The organism is Pseudomonas typographi (genome assembly GCF_014694385.1).
In the GTDB taxonomy this organism is placed as follows: domain Bacteria; phylum Pseudomonadota; class Gammaproteobacteria; order Pseudomonadales; family Pseudomonadaceae; genus Aquipseudomonas; species Aquipseudomonas typographi.
The window spans coordinates 1-3,366 of the sequence record NZ_JAAOCA010000078.1; the positions used below are offsets into that span (position 1 = coordinate 1).

Consider the following 3,366-nt stretch of genomic DNA (forward strand, 5'->3'; position numbering starts at 1 on the left):
TCTTCAAGGTTGAACAAGTAAAACAGTCGCTCCTGCCCACTCGATAACTGTCCCATCATGCTCTGTGATCCCCCGCCGGCCAATGAAGCAATTTTGCCGCAGGTCAAACAGGGGAGCTACTTTTTCAACAGAATCGACCCATAGCTGTCGGTCAATGTACCTGCAACGTTGCGAATTGGATGGGGAACACGATCGTGTACCTTGGTGATGAGTTGGCAGAGATCAAAAGGTTTGTCTGAAACCATCAATTTCCACCTTACCGATAACTTTCATCTCCTATCTCCTCAGCCGAGTGAGCGTATAAGATACGGTCGCCCCCGAGTGACCGGGTCCATGGACGGGCCAGCCTACTGGTAAACCCCCAAGCGAACGCGCTCCAGGTAGTCCACCACAACCTTGAAACCAACTGAGGTATCAAGCATCTCGAAAGGAATCATACCTGACAGATGCCTACATGACTGTCCCATCCAATTTTCAGCGAGCGTTTGAGATCCGAAGACCCTCACCGCAAGCTCAAGACCTTGGGCGTATTGGAACGCTACAGCGCTCTGTTGGGCATTCAATCGGGTTTGTTCCGGGAGATTGCTTAGCCGCTGAATGGTCCGAGTGGACTTCCCCAGGATTCGCTCCAAGAGCTTGCGAGCCTTGAACAGGCACGATGAACTGACCAAAGCCTGAACATCGCGGAGGGCGAAACCGGCTTGGACAAGATGCAGGATGTCCAGTTGACTCAAGCTTCCGGTCTCAGCGTGGGTCAGATGGAATGTCGGCCGTTGAGCTGCGGTTCCAGTTGGGGGAGTCAAAATTGTGGAACCCACTGCAGTGACCTCCCAATGCTTTGAATGCCAGATTAGATTTCTTTCTCTCGTAGCACAAGAGTGTTGCTCAACCTGCAGGATTCGCTCTGACTTTCCCAACTGTCCTAGCTCACTCCCAACCTAGTCAGCAGCTCGGGCAGCACTTGCACAGCGCTCCCTATCAACATGATCTCCCTCTCGCCTCCCATGCTCACGTCCTCAAGATTCACGTGGATCACGGTAGCGTTCGCCCTGATGGCCATCTCAGGTAAGTCTGCTGCCGGCCTAACCACACCGGAAGTGCCTACGGAGATTAGCAGGTCGCAAGTCCTGACGAGCCGCACAGCTGATAGCCAAGCATTGTCAGGCAAATTCTCCCTAAACCAGACCACTCCCGGCCGTGTCCGACCGTTGCAGTAGTTACACCTGGGAGGCTCCACCAATTCACCTTCGTTGGAAATGCTCAACTGATCTGGTTGCAATGCAACCGGACGGTGGCATCCAGAGCACTTGGCGCCCAGCAGGCTCCCATGAAGATGAACTACTGCATCTACACCGGCCCGCTCATGCAGATCGTCGATGTTCTGGGTAACTACCGACACTTCCCATCCAGCCTTGGCTAACCTGCTGATTGAGTAATGAGCTGCGTTAGGTTCGGCCAGCATGGCTTGCTGCCGGCGCCACAGATACCAACCCCATACTAGTGCTGGATTCTCCCGAAATGCATCAGCAGTTTCTAAACGCTGCGGGTCATGCTTCGCCCACAGTCCAGTGAGTTTGGCTCGGAAGGTTGGTATGCCGCTTTCGGCTGAGATACCTGCGCCCGTAAAGAACACGATTCGTCTGACCGCTGCTAGCGCATCGGCCGCTTTTCGGATTTGAGTCATGATGGACACCTGCGTGATCAGTAAGCCCCTATCGTATGGATAGCAGCTTCATGTAAGCCCGAGTGCGCGGATATCGATCCCGCCGCTCCAGTCGCTGAGCAAGACGTGGGATCAAGGAGAAAATCTGCGACTGCTTGAGGCACAGGTTTAGATCCGATCCGAATCGCCGAGCAATTTCAGCCTCCAGCTCACATAGCAACTCGTCGTCCCTGGTCTCCCAATCGACCCGAAGAGCCCGACCTCTCGTAGGCTTAGGCAATTCACAGGCCTGCGCATTCAACCACTCTCGATCGTTACGATACAGCCATATGTAAAGCGACTGGCATTCGCACCGAAGCTCAGTGAGAGAATGTGATGGAAACCTTTCCTGAAGCTCAACCCATCGTAAGCGATGGTCAGCCTTATCGAGAGCCATCCGTCCAGCTGTCCAAGAAGCTTGGATGCAAGGCTCCGCACGAAGCAACTTGTTCACCGTGGATATGTTGAGTTTAAACTCCCGGCAAATGTTGTCCTTAGCCGCCCCTTCAGCAAGGCGATTGAGCACCAGTGTCTTGAATTCAAGCTTGAGGCGCTTGGGCCTAGGGTGGCCTCTTTTCCCCGCCGGTGCTGGAGCCCCAGCCGTCGGGGTTGACGCCGGAAATACTGGTAGAGGTTCATGCTGAGTAAAACGGGATTCGTAGCAACGAGCAAATAATGAGACCTCGCCGAACAGCCAGGTAATCATGATCAGGTGTTTGAGTGGATGAATGTGCCGACGCGGTGATCGCACCATCTGACTGATAAAGCTTGCAGCTGCGGCATAAGTGGATGGTTGCTCCCCGTATGGATGAAACCGTCGCAACGGGCTGATATGCGCCAACAGGCTTAGCGCAGCGTTCTCTGCAGGTAGGCACTGTCGGTAGATCTGGGCGACCACAATTGGATGGAAGTGCTTGGCTAGCCCCATCGACCTTAGATCGCCACACGCTGCAGCCAGTTGGACGAGGCGTTCCTGTTCTACTGCGTTGATCTCGCCATAACCCATGTCCCTTAATGTGCCAGCACCGGGCAAAGTCCAAGTGAATCGGCCGGACCAACGGCGGTTTTGGAAGCATTCGCAAAGCACCTCCCGGTGTTCAGGGCAGACCACTACGCCTGGATACTGATGAGCCATGTGCCAATACGAGACCCCATATAGATCCAAGTCCCGCATCATCCATGACCGGCAAGCTCGCAGTGGATGATCCGCACCAAATCCTCCACATACGAGTCCGAGCTGGTACTTCAGCGACCCGACTACTGGGCTAGTCATTTGCGCGAGCGACTCTGCGATTGAGCTGTGCGACCGAAAAGGTGAGAAAACCGGAAAAATTGTGCGGTGCTCGATAATAGAAATAGCTCCCCCCCAACGGCCAGCGGTGTTCCGCTCGAATGCATCCAGCCCACATGGCAAGTCGTGTTTGATGCACCGCTCGGAGAGGCTGAATAGCAGCCTACTAGTCGCGCCGGGATGAAGATGGCCAGACAGAAAATGCAGGCGGCTGCACAGACTGAAGAATGACTCTTCTGGTAACCAAGCGTAAGCGCCCGGTGAACACACCTACCGAACTCCAGCATTAAGGGCGATGTTGTCCGTCTATTTTTTAGCGGACGCGATCACCCTTATCGCCAGGATTCCCATGCGCCAACGAAGCTCTTACCCG

At 54.5% G+C, this 3,366-nt stretch carries 3 protein-coding genes; all 3 read right to left on the bottom strand.

What is annotated here, in order from left to right:
* Window positions 1-347: 347 nt before the first annotated feature.
* Complete coding sequence (locus HAQ05_RS29265; protein WP_190427499.1) at window positions 348-818, bottom strand: antitoxin Xre/MbcA/ParS toxin-binding domain-containing protein; 471 nt, start codon at window positions 816-818, stop codon at window positions 348-350.
* Between the two features lie 104 nt (window positions 819-922).
* Entirely contained in the window at window positions 923-1,684 is a 762-nt protein-coding gene (locus tag HAQ05_RS27595) for an SIR2 family NAD-dependent protein deacylase (RefSeq protein WP_190427501.1), read from the bottom strand.
* Window positions 1,685-1,712: 28 nt separating this feature from the next.
* Window positions 1,713-2,975, bottom strand: a complete 1,263-nt coding sequence (locus HAQ05_RS29595) for a TnsD family Tn7-like transposition protein (RefSeq protein ID WP_420825801.1) — start codon at window positions 2,973-2,975, stop codon at window positions 1,713-1,715.
* Between the last annotated feature and the right edge of the window lie 391 nt (window positions 2,976-3,366).